The organism is Anaerospora sp., assembly GCF_032013335.1.
Classification (GTDB): domain Bacteria; phylum Bacillota; class Negativicutes; order Sporomusales; family DSM-15969; genus Anaerospora.
Map to the genome: position 1 here is coordinate 1 of NZ_DALZUO010000035.1, position 23,004 is coordinate 23,004.

The following is a 23,004-nucleotide window of genomic DNA, read 5'->3' on the forward strand; positions in this document are numbered from 1 at the left end:
GGAGCCACAGGAGCCACAGGAGCTACGGGAGCGGGCTTAGATGCATTTGGTTATGTATATGAGTTGGCTACTTTAGCAGATGCAACTGTAGTTGGAGGAGCGGATGTCCCGTTTTCGAACAACGGACCGCTTACCAATATAACGCATACAGCCGGTACAACTACCGTAACAGTTGGTCTTGCGGGCATTTATCAGATTGACTACAGTGCCAGTCTGACTGCCGGTGTAGGGTCACAGCTTGCTATTGCTGTAAATGGAACAGTTGATGCATCCACACCTGTATCAGCACTGGTTGCTACAGGAGTAGTTTCCGGGCAGGCAATGCTTACATTAGCAGCTGGCGATGTATTAACTTTGCGTAATAACTCAGCTATTCCCCTTACCTTAGCTTTAGCTCCTGCAGTTGGTGCACAATTGACCTTAGCAAGAGTGAGTGCTTGACAAAAGGGTTTGAGATGTAAGAAAAGCCTTTTGCGTTATTGCAAAAGGCTTTTCTTTTTTCTCAACTGCAAGTGAACCGCGCATTAGGCAGGTTTTATCATAAAAAACACGAATGATACTAAAAATATGACAGCTATGTTTATGATAAGCTATATGCCGCATGCGCTTGAGAGGATGAGAGAAATGAAATTTGTTGTCTCCGATGAAGTTTTTGAAAGATTGGAATCTGTGTGCTTTGGGGTTATTCTCGCTAAAGGAATAAATAACAGCATACCAAATGCAGAGGTTGCTGCCTTGTTAGAGACGAGTATTCATTTTATTGAGGAAAAAATGACAGCTACAAAGACAAAAGAATCGCCGGAAATTCTTCCTTACCGGGATGCCTTTATAAAACTGGGGTTAAATCCTAATAAATTTATGAGCTCAATCGAAGCGATGGCCTCCCGCATTGAGAAGAAAAAAGGGTTTCCCAAAATTAATCCGGTTGTTGATCTCGGCAATGCAATTTCCTTAAAGTATCTAGTACCTTTAGGTGCTCATGATATTGACAGTGCTTCAGGAGATATTCATGTGAGGTTCTCTAGAGAAGGGGATAGTTTTATTCCTTTTGGTGAGGAGAAAGCGGAATTTGTCGATCAAAATGAATTGATTTACTCAGTTGGTGATAAAGTGAAAACTCGTCGATGGATATGGCGTCAAAGTGAACAAGGTAAAGTAACCGGTGACAGCCGGAATATTTTTTTCCCGATAGATGGATTTAGTGATCAAAATAAGAGCTGTGTTTTGGCAGCAAGGGATGAGTTGGCAAGCAGCTTGCAACAATTATTTCATTGCCAGGTGGAAGTAGGCTTTATTGATAAGGATAACAGAAGTATTGCATTTTAAGTCTTGCTGTTGTAAATTTCAGATGAGGCTGAGCCCAGAGGACTTTTGCGCCGGATGAGCCATGGATGGCATAGTTTTCCAGCTGTTTAAAAAGGCTTGGTACGATTAAGCCTTTTCTAATTTGAGTTAGAAGGAGTGTTGTCATGCGAATTCTGGTTGTGGAAGACGATACGGTTTTAAGGGAGGCAGTAGTTTCTCTTTTGTCTGAAGAAAAGTACACGGTAGATGAGGCCGCAGCCGGTGATGAAGGGTTATATATGGCTGAACAGGGCATTTACGATCTGCTGGTACTGGATATTATGCTGCCTGGAATATCAGGGCTGGAAATAGTAAAAACATTGCGCTGTAATAGTTATCCCGTTCCGATACTATTACTTACTGCAAGAGACAGCATCGACGACCGGGTTGTTGGTTTGGAGACTGGTGCTGATGACTACTTGGTTAAACCCTTTGCACTGCGAGAATTATTGGCAAGGGTAAAAGCACTGACGCGGCGCAGGGGAAATGTGGGGTTAGAAGGCGAACTGAGCTATGGTACTATTGTACTGAATAATAAGGTGAGGGACGGGTTGGTTGAAAATAACCCCCTTGGACTAACGACAAAAGAGTTTGAGGTCTTGGAATTCTTTATTCTCAACCAGGGACAGATACTAACCAGAGAACAGATTTTTGATCGGATTTGGGGCTTTGATTCAGATACGGTTCTAAGCATTGTTGATTTATATGTTCATTATTTACGCAAGAAACTTGCTCCTTATAAACTGGATACGATTATACAAACGGTGCGTGGGGCGGGCTTTATGCTAAAGGAGAAGTAGGCATGTTCACAAGTACGCTCCGTAAATTGACAGCGTTGATTTCTTTAGTTTTTTTGTTAATATTTATCATCTTTACATCTATTTTTTATGGCTATATTTCGTATGGTTTATTCGATAAAATTGATGAGGCGATGCGGTTACAGGCTAGTTCTTTTCAATTTGTCAATGGCCGTGTTCAATTTCCGCGCCCTCGCCCACTGTTTGATCCGCGTATTTTCTTATTGATGCGCAGCACAGACGGAAATATTGTTAATATTTCCCCCTTTCGTATTGAAGAAAATAATTATCTTGCAGAAATTGTTGCAAGAACTAATACCAATGTGGAAGAACCCGAGATTAGAGAGTATGAAAATCATGTGTACCGTATTGTAACGGTACCATACCGGTATGAAAATAAGCTGTATAATGACGAGTTTGTTATCCGAGAGGTCATTGCCGTCAGTATTGTTGATCCTGAAGTGGGGCTGCTTAATAACTTGTTATGGATTATTGTTGGCGGTTTAATTATCGGTATGGTTAGTATTATTGTGGCAAGTTACTTTCTGGCCAGACGTGCAATGATTCCTATTCAGGCAGCCTGGGAAAAACAGCAGCAATTTGTTGCTGATGCTTCTCATGAACTGCGCTCACCGATTACCGGAATTCATAGTAATGCAGAGTTGATGCTAAGACATCCGCAGCAGACAATTGAAGAACAAAGTCATCGGATTACTACAATCATGAAGGAATCTTCACGCATGACTAAACTTATTTCCAGTCTGCTTACATTAGCGAGGTCAGATGCGGACAAAGCTGAATTACAATTGGCTCCACTCGACTTTAGTGAAGTGGTTGAGGCTGTTGCCGAGCATTTTAAACCATTGGAAGAAATTAATAAGGTTTCCCTCACTATTCAAGTTAAAAAAGGTATTGAGTTGGTTGCAGACAAAGAGAGGTTGCATCAGCTGATCGTTATTTTACTTGATAATGCATTTAAGTACACGCCAGAAGGCGGGCAGATTTTTCTTTCTTGTGACCATGATGATAAGTATGCACTAGTGGTTGTGCAAGACTCCGGATGCGGTATAGCAGCTGAACATATACCTCACATATTTGACCGTTTTTTCCGTGGTGATAAGGCGCGTTCACGTGATAAGGGCGGAACAGGCCTCGGCTTAGCAATTGCGAAGTGGATTGTTGAAAAGCACGGAGGTAAGATTAGTGTAGAAAGCCCTGGTAAGGGTACGACATTTCAAGTAACTATTCCTTTGGCAAAGACCCGAAAGGAACGATAAAATACTCAATATAAAAAAGGAATTTTACACAAGAGGTACGAATAGTTAATGAATAGTCTGCCAATTTAATACGTACGGACGAGAGAAACTAAAGTCCAATTACAGCTGTGGGTGAAAATTGCAGAGCGTAATTGGACTTTCTTTTGTATGAACGGTAGAGGAGTTCGGCTCAAATGATATAGTATATAGTAATTTTTCTGTCAAGCAAAGGAGGGAGACGATAGTAGTGAAGGTGCGCTGGAAAGAATTTATCGCGTTGGGTAGTATGCTGGTAACGGTTTTATTACTAACTGGCTGTTACACTAAAAGTGCATCCTCGTACATTAATTTCGAGCAACCGGTACCTCTTCCGACAGTTGCAGCAGAGGAAGAGATTACCCAGCGTCCGATTTTAATTGCACTGGCTACCGTTTTGTCGCCGCATGAAACCATTAATTATTACCGGCAGATTGCCGCGCATGTGTCACAAAAGACAGGACGACCGGCTGTGCTCATTCAGCGAAAAACATATGAGGAAGTAAATATTTTACTTGCTAATGGTGATGTAGATATTGCCTTTATGTCTACCGGTGCATACAGCTCATACCGGGGAATGAGTGAAATTGAGCTCTTGGTAATGGCTGAATATGAAGGCACGATACTGTATAATGCCGAAATCATTGTGCACCGGGATAGTGAGTTTACCCAGCTCGGCGACCTGCAGGGGAAAATATTTGCCTTTACCGATCCACTGAGCTATTCAGGGCATATGGTAATTGAGGATTATCTGAGAAAAAAGAAAACGCTGCCCGAGCTATATTTTAAACGATATTTTTATACGTACAGTCATGATAAATCGTTATGGGCAGTTGCTAATCGGGTAGCAGATGGAGCGAGTTTAGACAGCCAGATATTGGATTACGCGAGAGTAAAGAATCCTGAGTTGTTGGAAAAGGTACGGATTATTGCTACAATTGGACCTGCGCCTACTGGGCCTATTGCAATAAAGAAACAAATGAATCCGGAATTAAAAGAGCAGTTACGTCATATTTTTTTGCGTATGCATGAGGATGCGGCAACTAATACTGCGTTGAAGAAATTGATCATCCATCGCTTTGTAAATCCTTCGCCTGCACTATATGAGCCTTTACAAAAATTATATGATCGCTCAGGTGTAACCTTATGAAGTGGTTTCGTCATTTAAGCATATATTATAAATTTAATGCAATTATTATTGGCATGTTAGTACTCAATCTGATTATGGGAGCGGTTATGATTCAAACCGCATCAAATCTTATTGAAGATCAGATGGAAAAGCGAGGGGCAGAACTGGCTTCCTATCTTGGGGTATTGAGCAGCAATGATATATTACTAGATGACAGGTATGCATTGTCAGACCGTATTAATAAGACAAAGCAAAATTCTGATGATGTTCGCTATATTATTGTTGCTGACTCAGCCGGGCGAATTTTAGCTCACACCTTTGATGATCAGTTTCCGCAGGGGCTTCCGGCGATGCTAATAAAGACCGCGAATAGCGCTTCAATTGGGGCTGCCAAATATCATGTTGCCAAATACGACAGTAACGAAGGCCTTATTCGAGAAGTGATACATCCTGTAGAAAATGGCGATATTGGTTATATTCGGGTCGGCTTATCAGAAAGACAAACAGAGCAAGTACTGGATAGAAGAGTCAATGACTTTATGGTTGCTATTTTGCTTTTGTCTGTATTGTCGGCTATTGGCGCTACTTATATGGCATTTGTTATCGTGCGTCCGCTTCGCGGATTAACGCAAGCGGCAGAACAAATAGGACATGGCAATTTTGCAGTACAGACTGTATCGGTTAGTCAGGATGAAGTTGGTAAATTATCAGTTGTATTTAATGATATGGCTAAAAAACTCCAGGAAAAGCAAATTGAAAATGATCGCTTACTAGAAGAACTTAAAATAAAAGAAGCGATGCGAGCGGAGTTGATTAGAAAACTATTTGTTATACAAGAAGATGAACGCAAGCATTTATCGCGGGAGCTTCATGATGAAACAGGGCAGCTATTAGCCTCATTATTAGCGTATATGAAACTATTATTTTCAAAACTAGCCGATGAAGGGCAAAAGGAGCTATTACAAAAAGCCCGGGATGTTGCGATACATGCATTAGGCAGCCTGCGCAAAATAGCAGTTGATCTTAGGCCGCCGGTGCTTGATGATCTTGGCTTAGCAGCGGCAATGAGCAAATATAGTAAGACTTTCAGTGAACAGCAAGGTATCAATGTTCATATCACATTACCTGAAGATAAGGCAGAACTAGGTTCGGAAATATCGTTGGCCTTATATCGGATATTGCAGGAAAGTCTAACAAATATAGCAAAACATGCGGCAGCTGAAAATGTATATATTTCATTGTTTGATTCCAGTAAACACATTAGTTTAATTATCAGAGATGATGGTGTTGGAATCGACAATATGGATGAACGGGAAGCAAAGCGGCAAAAGAATAATTTAGGCATATATGGTATGAGTGAGCGAGCTGAATTATTGGGCGGAACAATGAAACTCGAATCCTTGTACGGAGTGGGAACGACGGTATATGTAACGTTGCCGAAAAAACTGGGGTGATGGAATGTCAAAAATAAAAATTATCCTTGCAGATGATCATTCAGTACTTAGAACAGGCTTGAAGCTGTTGTTAAATAATGAGTCTGATTTGCTTGTTATAGGAGAGGCCGCAGATGGATTGCAGGTATTAGCCCTGCTTGATAAAACAGTGGCAGATGTGCTGATTATTGATCTGTCTATGCCTATGATGAGTGGTCTGGAATGCATAAAAGAAATAAAAAGCCGGGGAATTTGTATTAAGATTTTAGTGCTAACCATGTACGAAAATGAAGATTATTTAAGAGAGGCCATGCAGTCCGGTGCTCTGGGATATGTAGAAAAAAATGCTGTAGATACCGAGCTATTTGAGGCGGTTCGGACAATCGCAAAAGGGCAGCGCTATTTGAGCCCTCAAAAAGCGCAGGCGCTCCTAAATTCTTTATTAACTACTGTACACAAAGTCCAGGAAAATGACCCCTATACAATTTTAAGTGTTCGTGAGAGAGAGATTCTCAAGTATATGACAAGAGGGTATTCTATGAGCCAAATTGCACAGCTGCTTTGCATTAGCGTCAAAACGGTGGATACGCACAAGACCAGAATGATGGAAAAGCTGGGGTATACGGAAAAAACCGAACTCGTCAAATATGCGCTGCAGAACGGCTTATTATCTGCCGAATTATAAATTTAAGCAAAACTCTATGAACAAAAAATAAGGAAAGCGGCGATAAGCCGCTTTCCTTATTTGAGTGCTCTGTATCTGGTAAGAACCTGCAGAAAATCCGCAGGTAAGGGCGCTTCTACCGTGATTTCACGATTATCCTTCACATGCTGGAAAGTTACGGAATGGGCATGCAGGGCCTGGCGGCTGATGAGCGGTGATCGCACACCGTACATGCCGTCGCCGATGATAGGGTATCCCATATGCGCCAGATGCAGGCGGATTTGATGGGTTCTGCCTGTTTCCAAATGAAGCTCCAGCAGTGAGACTGCTTCAGATGAAAAGACATCAAGCGTCTGATAATGGGTGATGGCCTGCTCTCCCTGTGTATTGATGGCACGACGGTTAGGCAAGCTTGGGTGTGGGCCGATAGGAGCGTCGATGGTGCCTGATGAAGGCTCTGCTATACCCTTAACTAATGCCATATAAGAGCGCTTTAATGTGTTGGCAGTCAGTTGTTGTTCCAAAATAAACTGGCTCCGTCCATCTTTGGCAAATAATACACAGCCCGAGGTTTCCCTGTCTAAGCGGTGAATGGCCCGGATTGTGCTGATGATGCCTTGCTTTTCAAGATGAAAAGCTAAATAATTGGCCAGTGTTCCCGAGGAAGTTTGTCCTGTTGGGTGAACAAGCTGACGAGGGGGCTTATTTAATACCAGTACATACTCATCTTCATACAGTATTTCAATATTGCCCTGCTCAGGCTGAACACCATAGGAGGCGTCTTCAGGAACGAGAATTCGTATAGTGTCATCAGTTTTAATCTTTTTCTGAAGGAAAACTTGTTTGCCATTAAGAAAAATTCCTTTTTGACGCGTTAATTTTTGAATCTTTCTACCTGAGTATTGCAGAATTTGTTTGAGGTAAATCTCCATAGTTAATCCGCTATGTTCTTGTGCAACTTTATAAGAAGCAAATGATCGCATGGAAGCCCTTCTTTCTTGGTCAATAGTAAGGAGATAATAAAATGATTTTATTATAACAAAAGGCCGCAGCAAAGAGCAAGGTAAAAAAACAAAAGGAATGTTCTGATTAATCGGAAAAATAGCAGGTTTTTCTTACATGACTACCGAAAGTAGCTAGTGCTTGACCAAGTTAAATCTTAGCTTAGCCAGCGTAGATTTTTTCGCACTGCTGCGTTGTCGTCGCCTTACATATTCCCGATATGCGCGGACTCCTCCGCCTTGCATTGCAAAAAAATCTACACTGTCTAATTCTAATTCACAACTCGGTCAAAGCACTAGCCTTTATTCATAATAATAGTTAGGAAGAAACGAATTGCGTATGGGTGGGTGAGATAATGGACAAGGGATCATTAGGGAGTGCAGTCAGAGATCTTCCGGAAAAATATCGCCAGTTTTATTTGGAGACCGCTCAGTTTATTCCGTCTAAGCGTATGTTTGCCGACCCAATTCGTACGCTGGCATATGGCGTAGATGCCAGCTTGTACCGTATAACTCCTAAAATCGTAGTAAAAGTGCGAACAGCAGAAGAAGTGACGAAGATCTTAAAAATTTGCGACAGACTAAAGATTGCAGTCACATTCCGGGCAGCCGGGACTAGTCTTTCCGGGCAGGCTCTCAGCAGTTCAGTACTTCTTGTGCTGGCTGGTGGCTGGAGCCGCTACAGCATATGCGACAATGGAAAAACGATTACCCTTGAGCCGGGTATTATCGGTGCTCAGGCTAATCAGTACTTAAAGAGTTATTCCCGCAAAATAGGCCCCGATCCTGCTTCAATCAATCATGCCATGATTGGTGGTATTGCGGCGAATAATGCTAGTGGTATGTGCTGTGGTACTGCAGACAACAGCTACAAAACAATTGCGCATATGAACCTTATTTTTGCCGATGGCAGCGAACTTGATACAGCTGATCGTGATTCCTGTCAGCGGTTCACTGATACCCATCCCCACTTGATCGGGGAACTGCAGCGAATTCATGATGAAATCAATAGTGATACAGAGCTGAGTGAACTAATTGCACACAAGTTTAAAATAAAAAATACTACCGGTTACAGTTTAAACGCATTTGTTGATTATCACAGCCCTATTGATATACTGAAGCATTTGATGATTGGTTCAGAAGGGACTTTGGGCTTTATTACATCTGTCACTTACCATACGGTATTTGAGCATCCTTATAAAGCATCGGCCTTAATTATGTTCCCTGACCTAAAGCAGGCTTGCATTGCCGTCATGAGGCTTGACCGGCCATTGGTAGCAGCTGCAGAATTACTTGACCGTACTTCTTTGCGCTCGGTAGAAGGAAATGCAGGTATGCCAGATTACCTAAAGGAGCTTGACGAGCAGGCAACAGCACTGCTGATTGAAACCAGGGCACTTGATCAGGCAACTCTTAAGGAAAATATACAAGCAATCATTCAAGATTTGGCGGGAATTCCCGTACTGTTCCCGATTGAGTTTACGGATGTGAAGGCTGAATATGAGTTGTTATGGAAAATCCGGGCAGGTATATTTCCGGCAGTAGGCGGTATCCGCAGACAGGGAACCTCGGTTATTATTGAGGATGTGGCTTTTCCGAAAGAGCATTTGGCAGAAGCGGTACTTGCACTCAGGGAATGTATGAACCGTTATGGCTATGAAGATGGAGTCATTTATGGTCATGCACTTGATGGCAATGTGCATTTCGTTTTTACGCAAAATTTTGATACAACGGATGATAGCAGACGCTATCAGGATTTTATTAATGAAGTATGCCGGATGGTGGTCGAACGCTTTGACGGGTCACTGAAAGCCGAACATGGAACGGGACGTAACATGGCGCCCTTTGTAGAACTCGAGTGGGGTCAAAGGGCATATAATTATATGAAGCAATTGAAGGAAGCCTTTGATCCGGATAATTTGCTTAATCCCGACGTAGTTATCACTCAAAACCCGGCAGTCTACTTGGAAAACCTTAAGTATATGCCGCCTGTTCATGAAATTGTTGATAAATGTATGGAGTGTGGCTTCTGTGAGGTAAACTGTCCGTCGCGTAATTTAACCAGCAGTCCGCGGCAGCGTATTGTTATTCAGCGTGAGATAGCCCGATTGCAAGAATCGGGAGAAGATTACGACCGGCAGCGGCAATTGGAGCATGATTATGCATACTTTGGTGAAGAAACTTGTGCCGCCGATGGTTTATGTGAAACTACCTGTCCTTTAGCCATTAATACAGGCAGCTTTACTAAATATTTGCGTTCAACCAAAGTTACTGCGAGAGGACGCAATATAGCCCTATTTATGGCACGCAACTTTAGTGGTGTTACCTCTTTAGCTAAACTCGGCCTGGCAGGTGCTCATTTAGCACATGTTGCAATGGGGACGTGCATGATTGGCGGCTTGGCAGGTAAAGCCCGTTCTGTTACTCGCAAAGTGCCTAAATGGTCCAAATGGCTGCCTAAAGCTGGATCAAAGCCTCAGGCATCTTTTGTTCCTGACAAGAGTAAGCAAAAATTAGTTTATTTCCCCAGCTGCGTGAGCCGTACGATGGGGCCTGCTAAAGATGATAACGATCAGCGGCCCTTACATCAGGTTATGATGGCGTTATTTGCGAAAGCCGGCTATGAAGTAATATTACCTCCTGATATGGAAAAACTTTGCTGTGGGATGCCTTTTGAAAGTAAGGGATACTTTGAGGCAGCAGATGAAATGAGTTCCCAGTTAGAGAAGGCCTTGCTTGCTTGCAGTAACAATGGTGAATATCCGGTAGTATGTGATACAAGTCCCTGTGTGTATCGCATGAAACGGGTAATGAAAACCAGTCCACTTAAGATACTGGAAACAGTTGAATTCATTCACGACCATTTACTTAACAGGGTAGAGGTTGTAAAAGTACCGGACACAGTGGCAGTGCATGTTACCTGCAGTTCCATTAAAATGGGTCTTACCGATAAATTCAGGGTTATTGCCGAAGCATGTGCTTCGAAAGTGATTATGCCGGAAAAGGTGAAGTGCTGCGGCTTTGCCGGAGATAAGGGCTTTTATGTGCCTGAACTGAATGAATCAGCATTAGAACATTTAAAAGAAACGCTGCCGCCAGAGTGCAATTGCGGTTATTCCAATAGCCGCACCTGTGAAATCGGCTTAGCCGATCATAGTGGTATCAGTTATCAATCAATTGCATATTTGGTTGATCGCTGTAGTCTGGAGAAGAAATAAAGATAAGCAAATAATAGATAAAAAGAAGTGCTCAAGCCGGCAAATACCGGAATGAAGCACTTCTTCTTTGTTATGGAGAACTTTATTCGCCAAGTGCGTATTTTAGATTAGTTAAATTCATGCGCATGACGGTAACATAGTTTTCACCGTTAGCAATTTCGTCATCAGACAAACCTTCAAGCGGATTTAGCACTAATGTTTGTGCGCCAGTTTCACTGGCAATGATTTCAGATAATTTGGGGCTGACCAATGTTTCAAAGAATATGTACTTAATACCGGCGCTGCGTACATGACGGATAACTTGCGCCATCCGTTCAGGCGTAGGCTCAGCGTCAGGTGATAAGCCCATAATGGCAATTTGGTTGAGACCATAGCGGGCTGCCAGGTAACCGAAAGCTGCGTGGGAGGTAATGATGTCACGGCGGGCTGTTGAGGCTAGTGCCAGCTGGTACTCATTGTCAAGTTCAGCGAGCTGGGTGCTGTACTTTGCGCTGTTGGCAAAGTAATAATCACTATTGGACGGATCGGTTTGAGCTGCCGCGGCGGCAATAGCCTGTACGATAGCTTGGGCATTAATAGGATCAAGCCAAACATGAGGATCCATTACACCAGCTGCAGCAGATTCGCCTTCTTCGTCGTATTGAGCTTGAAGCAAAGGCACTACGCTTGCAGCGCTAAGGGTTTGTTTACCGGATAACGTGGAACTGCCGATTTTATCCACCCATGGCTCTAAGCCGGCGCCGTTATAGATAACAAGAGAAGCATTCTTTACCTTAATCAAATCAGCTGGTGACGGTTCCCAGTCATGTGGCTCGGCACCATTAGGAACAAGCAAGACAACATCAGCTTTATCACCGACTACTTGTTTAGTAAATTCATAGAGTGGGTAAATAGTTGTTACAATGGTTGGTTTCGTGTTCCACCAGGCTGCCAGGCTGACATTTGTGCTCAAGAGCATTGCCATGAGTGTAAAGCATAACAGTCTTGTTAGATATTTTTGCATGATCACTATGCCTCCTTAAAATAAATAAACAGTAATATTCTCAAATAAGAATATTACTGTTTATAGTATATGTCCCAAAATTTCCCTAGTCAAGGGTTATATTAAGAGTGAGAGTGCATAATATCCGTTTTGCTCACGCGTTCGGCATAGAGCTGTTTGTAAGTAAAAGCACCGACAAATATAGCAGAAGCCATAATAACAATAGTCCCACCCGAGGCAAAGTTCAAATAGAAGGAGGCAATCAGGCCGCTCAGGACGGATATTTCAGAAATAATTACTGCATTAAATAAGGTACTTTTAAAACTTTTGGATATCTGTAGACTGGCAGCCACAGGAATAACCATCAGGGCAGATACCATTAAAATACCAACAACGCGCATCGCAATGGAAACAGTTAAGGCAGTCAGGATTGCCAGCAGCAAGTTAATTTTTCTTACTGGCAGCCCATTAATTTTGGCAACCTCTTCGTCAAATGTTACAAATAACAGTTGCTTAAACAACAGTTTAATGGTTAATAAGACACCTGCAGTAAGAACTGCGGTTATCTGCAGGTCTTGCACGGTAACGGTAACAATACTGCCAAACAAATAGCCAATTAAACTGACATTATTTATTTTAGCCATACTGCTGAACAATACAGCGCAGGCAACACCGGTGTAAAGAAAAATTGCAAGTATCATATCGCCGAAAGCAGGACGGCGTGACCGCATTTCTTCAATGCCGACTGCGGCAAGCACTGTCAGCACTATCGCGCTGATGACAGGATAAATACCTAACAACCAACCGGTTGCTACACCGGCAAAAGCGACATGTCCTAAACCATCACCAATCAGTGACTGTTTGCGCAGCAAAAGGAAAACTCCAATAGTAGGACAAATCAGCCCTACCAGTAATCCGGCCATAATAGCCCGCTGCATGAAATCAAACTCAAGAATTTCTAACATATAAAACGTCCTTCTCTTGTAAAGTTGGTGCTGCCTTTAAGCGGAAAGGCTCAGCTGATCCGTAATACTTCAGCCCTTCGTCAAAGCGGAGGACTTTACTCGCATAAGGAGCTACCTTATCTAGATCATGAGTGACTAACAAAATGGTTATATTGGATGTTTGATTCAGTTTCTGGAGCAATTCATAGAATTCCTGAGAGCCTTTGGCGTCTATACCTGCTGTTGGTTCGTCTAATATCAAGGTTTCCGGAGCGGCGGCAAGAGCACGGGCTACCATGACTCGCTGCTGCTGACCGCCGGAAAGATTGCCAATTAGTTTGTGCTGAAAACCCTCTACACCGGTTAGTTCAATGGCCTTCTGAATTGCCTCGCGGTCAGCTGCATTTAAGGAACGGCCAAAGGGCAGCCCCGGGATGCGTCCCATGGAAATCACTTCAGAAACAGTAATGGGAAAAGCTCGGTCTCTTAACGGATTTTGTGGCACATAACCAATCTTGTGCCAGTTTTGAAAGGATTGTAATAAATCGCCGTGAATGCGGATTTCTCCGGCATCAGGTGAAAGTGCACCTACACACAGCTTAAGAAATGTCGATTTACCTGCGCCGTTTCCACCGACAACGGCAACAAAATCACCGCTCTCAATAGCTAGATTCAAATTAGTGAATATGGGATGACAGGGATAGGCAAAAGATACATTACTAAATTCGAAAGCATTCATGTTGTTCTCCGATCAGGCCAGCTTTTGGCATTGGCGGCAATAGCCGTAAATTTCCAGCGAATGACCTACAATTTTAAATTCAGGGCCGGCTGACTTTTGTAAATCGTTTTCGTCAACCGGACAATAATCAAGACAATTAGCCTGACCGCAGCTCAGACAAACTAAGTGATGATGGTGGTGGTTCCGAACAAGCTCAAATACTTTCGTATCCTTACCGGATAAGCCTATTTGGTTAACTACGCCCATAGCAACTAAAAGATTAAGATTGCGATAAATTGTATCGAGGCCAACATCAGGAAAGGTAGCTTTAATGCTATGATGAAGCTCTTGGACGGTAGGAAATTTTTCAAACTGCAGTAACGCTTTAATAATTGCTCGGCGTTGTGGTGTAATCTTGCAGCCTTTGTCCTTGAGCAGGGCAATCAATTTTTCTTCCACGTTAAGGTTCCTCCTAGTTAATAAAATTATTATTAACACAATTCTACTATGGATATACCAATTCGACAAGTTAAATCCAAATGAAACTGAAAGTCAGTTTTAATATATGGGCGTTTTCTATTCTGAAAAGAGTTACTAAGATAAAAGGGCGAAATTAAAAATCTAACAGCGATTTTTTATAAAAGCGAGCTATTGTAGTTAATCTAATGAAAAAATGCGTGCAACCGTGGAGAACCACAAGATTTGAAACTGTTATATCTTGACAAATATAAGATTCTGCTCTATCATTTTTGTGAGAATGAATTTCATTAACAAGAATAAATTGGGGGGTTGAGAGGAATGACGAAAACACTTAATGAGCTATTACCCGGAGAAGTGGGCGTAGTTACAAAAGTGACCGGTTTCGGACCTATTAAGCGCCGCATTGTTGATATGGGACTTGTGGCTGGTACAAAAGTTTTAGTCCAGAAGTTTGCGCCGCTTGGTGATCCTATGGAGATAAAAGTTAAAAACTTTAATCTTTCGTTGCGTAAAGCAGAAGCCGCATTGATTGAATGTACAGTCGCTGACTAGTGTCAAGACACTAGGCTTCTTGTCAGCGTTTTTATATTGCGGAAATCTATAAAAAACACGAGGATGTTACTATAATGACAAAAACAAGTTTAACTGTTGCTCTTGCCGGTAATCCAAATTCCGGTAAGACTACTATATTTAATAATATTACCGGAGCTCGCCAGCATGTGGGTAATTATCCTGGAGTAACAGTAGAAAGAAGAGAAGGCTTTCGCCGTTTCCAAAATCAGGAATTGCTCATTGTTGATTTGCCTGGAACGTATAGCCTGACTGCTCATTCGCTGGATGAGGTTGTGGCACGCAATGTGATTATTACAGAAAAGCCGGACATTATTGTTAATGTCTTGGACTCTTCCAATGTGGAGCGCAACTTGTATCTTGCGGCTCAATTGCTTGAACTGGAAAGACCGGTAGTTCTTGCTCTTAATATGACAGATGTTGCCGCTACCATGGGAATGCCGGTTGATGCTGCTGTTTTAAGCCGTAAGCTGGGAATTCCAGTCGTGAATATGGTCGGCAATCGTAATATCGGGACGGAAGACCTGCTGAAAATTGTAACGGAGACCGCCGCAAATGGTCAGCAACGGACGTTTGCCATCGATTATGGGCCTGAAATTGAAGAGAAAATTAAGCAGCTTACTGAATTGCTGACAGGGATTCCGGAAGTCAAATATCCTATCCGCTGGCTCGCGGTAAAATTGCTTGAAGATGATCCGGATATTCGCACAGCCATTCATGCTATGCCGGGTGGTTCGCAGATACTGGATAAGGCTGATGCGGCAAGAAGTGATCTTAAAAAGACGTTTGGCGATGATGTTGAACTGACAATTGCTGAATACCGCTACCGGTTTGCCGGAGAAGTCTACCGGGACGTGGTTGCTGATGGAACCAGGCACGTTCAAACGACATCTGATAAGATCGACAATATTTTAACTCACCGGGTACTTGGTCTGCCGATCTTTTTTGGCATTATGTGGTTGTTATTTAATGTTGTGTTTACGCTTGGCGCATTTCCACAGGACTGGATTGAAACCGGTATTGCCGGATTAGGCGAATTGATTGGTGCGCACATGGCTGATGGTGATCTGAAGTCCTTGCTTGTGGATGGGATTATCGGCGGCGTAGGCAGTGTATTGGTCTTTTTACCGCAGATTCTGTTGTTGTTTTTGGGAATATCCCTATTAGAAGATACCGGCTATATGGCAAGAGCGGCCTTTGTCATGGACCGCGTTATGCGAGCAGTAGGCCTTCATGGTAAATCCTTTATTCCGTTATTGCTGGGATTTGGCTGCAGTGTGCCGGCTATCATGGGTTCCCGTACTCTGGAGAATCCCCGTGACCGAATGGTTACTATTTTGGTATCCCCGTTAATGAGCTGCAGCGCGCGGCTGCCAGTTTATACGCTGCTTGCAGGTGCTTTCTTCTCTGAACAGATAGCAGGTACGGTTTTATTCTCTATTTATTTGTTGGGAATTTTGCTTGCTGTTGGTATGGCAATGATTTTCCGTAAATTCCTGTTTCCAGGTGCAACTGAAGCATTTGTTATGGAAATGCCTCCTTATCATCTGCCCACAATGCGCAGTATTGTGACGCATATGTGGGAAAGAAGCGCTTTGTATCTAAAAAAAGCAGGTACTTTAATTCTCGCTGCATCCATTCTGGTGTGGTTTATGACGAACTATCCCAGTGAAGTTTCCTACAGCAAGGATTATGACCAGGCTAAAGAGCAAGTGGAAGAGTTGTTTACAGAAAAAACTACTCAGGACATATTAGTACCTCTGAAAGTGGAAAAGCTTGAAGAGCATTCTGCTTTAAAAGATACAGTAGAACAAATGCAGGCTCTGGATGAAGAGGCGGACGACGAAGATGCCGAAGCCGCCGATGCACGCAAAGAGTCGAAATTAGCAGAACTTGAGAAAACACAGCCTGAGATTTATCCTTATGCCGTTCGCTACCAGGAATTAGACCAGGAGCGGAAGGATGAACTGGGTAAAATTGAAAAAGAAGAAGCTGGTGAAAAGCTGGCCCAAAGCTATGCCGGTCAATTCGGCCATATGATAGAGCCGGTAATTAAACCGCTTGGCTTTGACTGGAAGATTGGCGTCGGACTAGTTTCGGCCGTAGCCGCTAAAGAAGTTCTTGTCAGTACGTTAGGTACAATTTACAGTGTAGGCGAGTCGGAAGACGATGCAACAGCACTGCAGGATGCCCTAGTGGCAGATCCTGTGTTCAATCCGCTTGTTGCCTATACACTGATGGTATTTACGTTGATTTACTCACCTTGCCTGGCAGCGCTTGCTGTAATTCGCCGGGAAACCAATTCATGGAAATGGCCGGCCTTCAGCTTCGTCTATGCCACTGTGTTAGCCTGGGTTGTTGCTTTCGCAGTATATCGCGGCGGCATTTTGCTAGGGTTTTAATTAGAGTTACCAGGGGGGAGTTATTGTGGTCAGTCGATTGCGAGCGGTATTTTTACTGCTAGTATTAGTACCGCAGGCAGTCATATTTCAGATGACGAAATCTTCTCCCCTGGCGGCTGATAAATATTTCGGGCAAGCTGCGGCAATTGCACTGGCAGTGTCCTTGCTGCTTGTGCTGGCTTTGCCGGGACTAACTGTTGAGTGGCTGGCAGGCAAGCGATTAATGCAGCTCCGCCAGTTTTGCTCACAAGTGAGGCAGGGAAATTACCGGCAGCTTTTAGCGTTACCAAATGAATCATGCGATGGTGACGGTGAAGAGGAACTTACCGTTCTAATGCGGGATATGAATTGGATGGCCCGGCAGATCGAAGTCCGGGAAAATGATTTGCAGAAAGCAGTTAGTGATTTGTCGCAATCGCGTCAGCATATTGGCGAACAAAACAAATATCTTACCGCTGTTAATGCCGAGCTGCTTGCAACGCAGCAGCAGCTTGAGCAGCGTACGACAGAACTGGAAGAAGCTTGCCGGAACATGCAGGTCATGGCCATGACGGATCCTTTGACGTCTATTGCCAACAGGCGGTGTTTTTTCGAAACAATGGAACGTAATTTTGCAGCACTCATGTGCAACTGCAGGCCCATTTCCCTCTTGATTCTGGATATTGACCGCTTTAAGATGATAAACGACACGTATGGTCATCAAGCTGGTGATAAGGTGTTGCTGGAACTGGCGGAAATCATTCAGAATAATACGAGAGAGGGCGATTTAGCAGCTCGTATTGGCGGCGAGGAATATGCACTTTTGCTGCCCGATACTTCCTTGCAGGAGGCCAAAGTCGTTGCCGGCAGAATTAGGGCCATTGTGCAGGAGCGGGTGTTTGTGCTTGACGAAAGTCACCAGGCATTTGTGACTGTTTCCATAGGTGTTTGCACATTAGCCAAGCTCATTTGTGTGGACCGCAACAAGCTATATCACTACGCCGATCAGGCGTTGTATCATTCTAAGCATAACGGGCGCAACCGCATTTCAATTTATGACCCTGATACTCATTCCATTGGCAGGGCCGAGAGTGCTTAATTTAAAAGGTTGACGTCCTTCTAAGGAGGACTTACAATGGAAAAGTTGATTATAGGTGCAATTGGTGTAGCAGCATTGGGTTACGTTTGCTATGTTGTTTGGCGCAATATTGCCGGCAAGAATGCCTGCAATTGCAGTAATAGCGATTCATGCTCAAAAGGCAGTTGCTGCTCAAAACCAGATAAGGACACCAAATAAAATACATAAGGTTAAGGAGTGTTTTATATGAAAGCGAAAAAGGTAGTTGCCATGCTGTTGGCAGGAGCCACGCTAACCATGACTACGGCAGCTTTTGCCGAAGTTAAATTCAGTGGAGATGTATCGGTAAAATATGAAAAAGATACTGAAGACGGGGAAGCTAATAGCTCAGCCAATATCTCCACTTTGAGAGTATTAGGCGAAGCTGATTTGGGCTCCAACTGGTCCTTCTATACCCGTTTGGGTGGACAGCGTATTTCTAAAGCCGGTTTTGGCGATTTTAATGCAGATGGTAGTGCATACAGTGAAGACAGAAGATCCGTTCTGGCTTTTGATCAATTCGGCTTCACTCACGCAGGTAAAGATTTCACTTATAAAATCGGCCGCCAGGATGTTGCAGTTGGCACAACCGCGCTGCTGTACAGCCGTGCAGACTCCAATATCGGCAAACATTATTTTGTTGACGGTGTTACTGCAAACGGTAAATCAGGTATTGTAGATTTGGCGCTGGTTGCTGCTCAGGAAGATAATGCAGGCGACAATGCGGACAACCGCGTTTATGCTCTCCGTGCAGGCTACAGCCCTTCCGAGAGATTAAACTATGGTGTGACACTGGGCCGTTATCAATATCGAGATAATAGTGGTGAAAGCACGAACCACTGGGCTGTTGATAGCACTTATACTTTGGGGAAAAGCAGCCTGACTGCTGAATATACCAAATCAAACAGCGACAGCGAAAATAAAGCATATGCTGCAACACTTGGTTATGATTTTGATGGCAAAAATGCCGTTTCATTTACTTATTTCCGTGTAGAAGAAAATGGCGACATGGGTAAAGGAACCGACTTTGAAAATGCTCAAAAAGGTATTCATTACGGTGTAACGCACCAATTTGATGCTACCACTGGCATGGAGCTTGTATTCAAAGACCGGAAAGCGCTTTCTAATAATGCAAAAAACACTGCTTTTGAAGCAACTGTAACGTACTCATTCTAAATTCTAACAGAACAAGCAGAAGAAGCGTATCTTACGATACCATTCTTCTGCTTTTTTATTGCTCTAACACTATTTAGTCCTCGCTAAAAACAAAAGTGTTGACAGCGAGGAGAATGTTTTGTATCATTAATACAAAATCCATAGTAAAATGACGATGAACGGAAGAGTAGTTATAGTTTGTGATATTTTCAGCGAGCCGGGTTTGGTGTGAGCCGGCAGTATCGACTATCATGAAAATCATCCGTGAGTTGCGCGCTGAAATAATGAGTAAGCCGCGCCGGGCCTCTTGTAGAGGAAACGCCACCCGTTACTGTGGGCGAGGTATCGAGTATTTTACTCCGTACCTGTAGAGAGACTATGGGTGACCATAGTAATTTGGGTGGTAGCGCGGATTAACCTCCGTCCCTTTTATATAGGGGACGGAGGTTTTTTGATGTTTAAAAATAACAGAGGCTAAAATGTGACGGCAGGACTTGAGATAATAAGGAGGCGGCTTATTTGAAAATGCTAGGTGCAGAAGCAGTAATTGAAGCTTTGAGAAGAGAAGGGGTTGATCTGGTATTCGGTTATCCTGGCGGGGCAGTATTAACTCTTTATGATGCTTTATATAAAACGAATTTTCCCCACATCCTCACTCGCCATGAACAAGGAGCAGTGCATGCTGCTGACGGCTATGCCCGGGCTACCGGCAAGGTAGGTGTATGTTTTGCTACTTCCGGTCCTGGCGGGACAAATTTAATTACCGGTATTGCCACAGCGTACATGGATTCGGTGCCTCTGGTGGCCATCACCGGGCAGGTAGGCGTATCGCTGATCGGAAAAGATTCTTTCCAGGAAGCTGACATGTGTGGGATTACCACGCCGATAACCAAGCATAATTATCTGGTCAAAAATGTCCAGGAGCTGCCCAGGGTCTTAAAAGAAGCATTCTATATTGCCCGTACCGGCCGGCCAGGGCCCGTTGTCATTGATATATCGAAAGATGTTTTTAATTCTACGATCGATTTTGACTATCCCGCTAGTGTTATGCTGCGCGGCTATAGCCCGCTTTTTGCCGGTGATGCAGCAGCAGTTGATGCTGTTATTACAGCACTGTTACAGGCAAAGAAACCACTGCTTTTTGTTGGCGGTGGTGTCAATCTTTCGGATACGGCGGAGCAGCTGCGAGAATTGACAGCGCTCACAGAGATGCCTGTTACTGCCAGCCTAATGGGCCTGGGCTGTATAGCCAGTGATGCACCGGAGCATTTGGGAATGCTGGGCATGCACGGAACGTTCGCCGCTAATATGGCAACTGTAGAGTGTGATCTCCTGATTGCAGTGGGGGCCCGCTTTGATGACCGTGTAACCAGCCTGGTTAAAGATTTTGCCCCTCATGCAAAAATTGTTCATTTTGACATTGACCCAGCAGAAGTGAATAAGAATGTACGCTGTGACTTACGGGTAATCGGAGATTTACGATGGTCTTTGCCGCTATTCGTCAACAAATTCAAGCAAACACTAATACCGCAAGCCTATCGGGAAGCAATTGCTGCCTGGCGGTTACAGGTCGAGGCCTGGAAACAAGAAAATCCATTATCCTATAATCGGGCAAGTGAAGCCGTTATGCCGCAGGCATTGATTGAATGCATAAGCAAATTGACGCAGGGTAAAGCCATCATTGTAACTGATGTTGGTCAGCACCAAATGTGGACGGCGCAATATTATAACTTTACTAAACCGAGATCCTTGTTAACCTCCGGTGGACTGGGGACGATGGGCTATGGTCTGCCAGCAGCGATGGGAGCTCAATTGGGAATGCCTGATACACCGGTCATATTGGTTACCGGTGACGGCAGTATCATGATGAATTGCCAAGAGCTGGCCACAACTGCCGACAATGGCCTGCCACTTAAAATTATCGTATGCAATAACCAGGTGTTAGGCATGGTAAACCAATGGCAGCGAACCTTTTATGGCCAGCGATATTCTCATTCAACTACCAAGGGCGCTACCGATTTTGTTAAGCTAGCGGAGGCAATGGGAGTCACCGGATTACGAGTCAGCAAACCGGAAGAGTTGGAAAGAGTCTTACAACAGGCCTTTGCGCTTGAGGGACCAGTTCTTGTCGATGTGCTGCTGCCGGCAGCGGAAGATGTGGTACCGATGGTTCCGCCGGGAGGACGGCTGGATCAAATGATATTGGGGGGGCTGGAATCGTGAAATATACTTTAGCCGTATTAGTAGAAAACCGACCGGGTGTACTAACGCATATTTCTGGTCTAATCAGCCGCAGAGCTTTTAATATTGAAAGTATTGCCGCCAGTCATACGGAAGAGCCGGACACAACACGGATTACTCTGGATGTGGAAGTTGACGATGAGATTGAATTGGAACAGGTAGTCAATCAATTATCCAAATTAATTGATGTAATAAAGATCGTGAATTTGACACATGTAGATTCCATTCAGCGTGAATTGGCACTGATTAAAGTAAAAGCAAGCAAAGTAAACCGTTCTGAGCTTGTCGATATTGTTGAAATTTTTCGCGCAAAGATTGTGGATATCAACCGGGAGACGATGGTTGTGGAACTGACAGGAGAACAAAGTAAGATCGATGCCTTGTGTGAAGTATTAGTGGATTTTGGCATAATAGAAATTGTTCGTACCGGTAAAATTGCGCTATCCCGGGGCGCAATACCAGCAAAGGAAATCGATTAATATGAATACGTTGTCGCAACCGTTAACCTTGTCGCAAATCAAAGAGGCATTGCTGCGAATTCGCCCCTTAGTTCACAAAACTCCATTGCAAAGCTGTCGCACGTTAAGTGAAATGTCCGGCAAAAATGTTTATCTCAAATTGGAGAATATGCAGAAAACCGGCTCCTTCAAGCTGCGCGGAGCTGCTAATATGATATATGGCTTACAGGCCAAAGACGCCGGGAGAGGAATTATTTGTGCATCGGCAGGCAATCATGCCCAAGGTGTGGCCTGGGCGGCAAAGGCCCGGAATATACCCGCTGTTGTTGTGATGCCGAGCCATGCTCCTCATGCTAAAGTAAGAGCTACTGAGGCTTACGGAGCAAAAGTATATCTTCATGGTGCAAGCTATGACGATGCCTATGCTCATGCGCTGCAAATGCAGCAGCAAGAGCAAATGAAATTTATTCACGCTTTTGATGATGAAGCAGTTATGGCGGGACAAGGTACGATTGCATTGGAAATTATGGCGAAGCTTTTCGATGTAGATGCCATCGTTGCTCCTGTAGGCGGCGGCGGACTCTTAGCGGGAATTGCAGTTGCCGTAAAAGAACATAATCCTAAAATAAAAGTAATTGGTGTTCAGGCAGCAGGGGCGGCAGCTATGGCACAATCTTTGAAGCAGGGAAGTATTATTGGGCTGAATACCGTACAGACAATTGCGGACGGAATCGCTGTAAAACGGCCGGGCGATTTAACCTTTCAATATATTAAGAAATACGTTGATGATATTGTTACAGTAACGGATGAAGAAATTCAGGAGGGCATGTTATATCTGCTGGAGCGAGGTAAGCTGACTGCGGAAGGAGCAGGTGCGGCAGGGGTAGCTGCTCTGCTTGCTCAAAAGCTCCGGGTGACTGCAAAAAACATGGCTGTTCTTGTCAGCGGTGGTAATGTAGATCCCTTACTGTTGTCTAGTATTATTACTGCAAGACACCGGCAGAGCACCAGTGCCTAACGGTATTCTTTGCTGCAAAAGGAAATCTGGTTGTTACCGGATTTCCTTATTTTTTTGCCGGA

The 23,004-nt window shown here is 43.8% G+C and carries 20 protein-coding genes, 1 pseudogene and 1 other annotated feature; of the genes and pseudogenes, 16 read left to right on the forward strand and 5 right to left on the reverse strand.

Going from position 1 to position 23,004, the window contains the following annotated elements:
* The 7 genes and pseudogenes from RTR76_RS19025 to RTR76_RS19055 form a co-directional block, all read left to right on the forward strand.
* A pseudogene (locus tag RTR76_RS19025) lies at nt 1-441 on the forward strand (hypothetical protein); the annotation flags it as partial.
* 183 nt (nt 442-624) lie between these two features.
* Nucleotides 625-1,326 carry a phenylalanine--tRNA ligase beta subunit-related protein gene (locus RTR76_RS19030; protein WP_312523928.1) on the forward strand — a complete coding sequence of 234 codons (702 nt, stop codon included), beginning with the start codon at nt 625-627 and terminating at the stop codon, nt 1,324-1,326.
* A gap of 143 nt (nt 1,327-1,469) precedes the next feature.
* Nucleotides 1,470-2,144: a response regulator transcription factor gene (locus tag RTR76_RS19035; protein WP_312523930.1), complete on the forward strand. Its 675-nt coding sequence runs from the start codon at nt 1,470-1,472 to the stop codon at nt 2,142-2,144.
* Nucleotides 2,145-2,146: 2 nt separating this feature from the next.
* Entirely contained in the window at nt 2,147-3,418 is a 1,272-nt protein-coding gene (locus RTR76_RS19040) for an ATP-binding protein (protein ID WP_312523934.1), read from the forward strand.
* A 226-nt stretch (nt 3,419-3,644) separates the two neighbouring features.
* Nucleotides 3,645-4,583, forward strand: a complete 939-nt coding sequence (phnD, locus tag RTR76_RS19045) for a phosphate/phosphite/phosphonate ABC transporter substrate-binding protein (protein WP_312523936.1) — start codon at nt 3,645-3,647, stop codon at nt 4,581-4,583.
* A complete protein-coding gene (locus tag RTR76_RS19050) occupies nt 4,580-6,016 on the forward strand; it encodes an ATP-binding protein (RefSeq protein WP_312523937.1) in 1,437 nt (478 codons plus the stop codon). Before phnD ends, RTR76_RS19050 begins: the two co-directional genes overlap by 4 nt.
* A 4-nt stretch (nt 6,017-6,020) precedes the next feature.
* Nucleotides 6,021-6,680, forward strand: coding sequence for a response regulator transcription factor (locus tag RTR76_RS19055; protein ID WP_312523938.1), 660 nt, complete (start codon nt 6,021-6,023; stop codon nt 6,678-6,680).
* Nucleotides 6,681-6,736: 56 nt separating this feature from the next.
* Here the strand turns inward: RTR76_RS19055 and RTR76_RS19060 are convergent, their stop codons facing one another.
* On the reverse strand, nt 6,737-7,642 hold the full coding sequence (locus RTR76_RS19060) for an RluA family pseudouridine synthase (protein WP_312523939.1): 906 nt from the start codon (nt 7,640-7,642) through the stop codon (nt 6,737-6,739).
* 374 nt (nt 7,643-8,016) lie between these two features.
* Here RTR76_RS19060 and RTR76_RS19065 point away from each other — a divergent pair, with 374 nt between their 5' ends.
* Nucleotides 8,017-10,878: an FAD-binding and (Fe-S)-binding domain-containing protein gene (locus RTR76_RS19065; protein ID WP_312523940.1), complete on the forward strand. Its 2,862-nt coding sequence runs from the start codon at nt 8,017-8,019 to the stop codon at nt 10,876-10,878.
* An 82-nt stretch (nt 10,879-10,960) separates the two neighbouring features.
* Here the strand turns inward: RTR76_RS19065 and RTR76_RS19070 are convergent, their stop codons facing one another.
* The 4 genes from RTR76_RS19070 to RTR76_RS19085 all read right to left on the reverse strand — a co-directional run bounded on the left by RTR76_RS19070 (nt 10,961) and on the right by RTR76_RS19085 (nt 13,981).
* The gene (locus tag RTR76_RS19070) at nt 10,961-11,881 is read right to left on the reverse strand and encodes a metal ABC transporter solute-binding protein, Zn/Mn family (RefSeq protein WP_312523941.1); all 921 of its coding nucleotides are present in this window, start codon (nt 11,879-11,881) and stop codon (nt 10,961-10,963) included.
* Nucleotides 11,882-11,982: 101 nt separating this feature from the next.
* Nucleotides 11,983-12,825: a metal ABC transporter permease gene (locus tag RTR76_RS19075; protein WP_312523943.1), complete on the reverse strand. Its 843-nt coding sequence runs from the start codon at nt 12,823-12,825 to the stop codon at nt 11,983-11,985.
* A complete protein-coding gene (locus RTR76_RS19080; RefSeq protein WP_312523945.1) occupies nt 12,809-13,543 on the reverse strand; it encodes a metal ABC transporter ATP-binding protein in 735 nt (244 codons plus the stop codon). The genes RTR76_RS19075 and RTR76_RS19080 overlap by 17 nt, the downstream gene beginning before the upstream one ends.
* 12 nt (nt 13,544-13,555) lie before the next feature.
* Nucleotides 13,556-13,981 (reverse strand): Fur family transcriptional regulator, encoded by a 426-nt coding sequence (locus tag RTR76_RS19085; protein WP_312523946.1) that lies wholly within the window; start codon nt 13,979-13,981, stop codon nt 13,556-13,558.
* A 339-nt stretch (nt 13,982-14,320) separates the two neighbouring features.
* On the opposite strand from RTR76_RS19085, the gene RTR76_RS19090 reads away from it, so the two are divergent.
* The 8 genes from RTR76_RS19090 to ilvA all read left to right on the forward strand — a co-directional run bounded on the left by RTR76_RS19090 (nt 14,321) and on the right by ilvA (nt 22,942).
* Complete coding sequence (locus RTR76_RS19090; protein WP_312523947.1) at nt 14,321-14,554, forward strand: ferrous iron transport protein A; 234 nt, start codon at nt 14,321-14,323, stop codon at nt 14,552-14,554.
* A 74-nt stretch (nt 14,555-14,628) separates the two neighbouring features.
* Nucleotides 14,629-16,974 carry a ferrous iron transport protein B gene (feoB, locus tag RTR76_RS19095; protein ID WP_312523949.1) on the forward strand — a complete coding sequence of 782 codons (2,346 nt, stop codon included), beginning with the start codon at nt 14,629-14,631 and terminating at the stop codon, nt 16,972-16,974.
* 25 nt (nt 16,975-16,999) lie between these two features.
* Nucleotides 17,000-18,052 carry a GGDEF domain-containing protein gene (locus RTR76_RS19100; protein WP_312523951.1) on the forward strand — a complete coding sequence of 351 codons (1,053 nt, stop codon included), beginning with the start codon at nt 17,000-17,002 and terminating at the stop codon, nt 18,050-18,052.
* A 36-nt stretch (nt 18,053-18,088) separates the two neighbouring features.
* A complete protein-coding gene (locus tag RTR76_RS19105) occupies nt 18,089-18,250 on the forward strand; it encodes a hypothetical protein (RefSeq protein ID WP_312523952.1) in 162 nt (53 codons plus the stop codon).
* 27 nt (nt 18,251-18,277) lie between these two features.
* Nucleotides 18,278-19,246, forward strand: coding sequence for a hypothetical protein (locus RTR76_RS19110; protein WP_312523954.1), 969 nt, complete (start codon nt 18,278-18,280; stop codon nt 19,244-19,246).
* A gap of 145 nt (nt 19,247-19,391) precedes the next feature.
* Nucleotides 19,392-19,656, forward strand: a binding site (T-box leader).
* Between the two features lie 88 nt (nt 19,657-19,744).
* Complete coding sequence (ilvB, locus tag RTR76_RS19115) at nt 19,745-21,448, forward strand: biosynthetic-type acetolactate synthase large subunit (protein WP_312523956.1); 1,704 nt, start codon at nt 19,745-19,747, stop codon at nt 21,446-21,448.
* Nucleotides 21,442-21,945 carry an acetolactate synthase small subunit gene (gene ilvN / locus RTR76_RS19120; RefSeq protein ID WP_312523982.1) on the forward strand — a complete coding sequence of 168 codons (504 nt, stop codon included), beginning with the start codon at nt 21,442-21,444 and terminating at the stop codon, nt 21,943-21,945. Before ilvB ends, ilvN begins: the two co-directional genes overlap by 7 nt.
* Before the next feature lies 1 nt (nt 21,946).
* Nucleotides 21,947-22,942 (forward strand): threonine ammonia-lyase, encoded by a 996-nt coding sequence (gene ilvA / locus RTR76_RS19125; RefSeq protein WP_312523958.1) that lies wholly within the window; start codon nt 21,947-21,949, stop codon nt 22,940-22,942.
* Nucleotides 22,943-23,004: the final 62 nt, after the last annotated feature.